The sequence below is a fragment of the Bacillus sp. SIMBA_008 genome, from assembly GCF_046535495.1.
In the GTDB taxonomy this organism is placed as follows: domain Bacteria; phylum Bacillota; class Bacilli; order Bacillales; family Bacillaceae; genus Bacillus; species Bacillus subtilis.
In genome coordinates, this window is record NZ_JAWRWL010001422.1 from 1 (window position 1) to 229 (window position 229).

Here is a 229-nt window from a genome sequence, read left to right on the forward strand (position 1 = left end):
GTCAGCACGTCGACGTCGCCGGCGAGTGCGGCGTTCACACCGGCCGTGAAGTCGGGGATGTACTGGAACTCCACCTCGGCGACACCGGCCGCCTCGCCCCAGTAGGCCTCGTTGCGCGCGAAGGTGATCGTGCTGCCCTTGTTCCAGCGTGTGAGGGTGAACGGTGCCGTCAGTTACCTGCGCACAGAGCGACCGATCATCCTCGACAGGGGAACAACCTCTGAGCACC

At 65.5% G+C, this 229-nt stretch carries 1 protein-coding gene; it reads right to left on the bottom strand.

Annotated elements, in window-relative coordinates:
- On the bottom strand, positions 1-173 hold a 173-nt coding region (locus SB658_RS28175), incomplete at its 3' end, for an ABC transporter substrate-binding protein (protein WP_410603908.1).
- Positions 174-229: the final 56 nt, after the last annotated feature.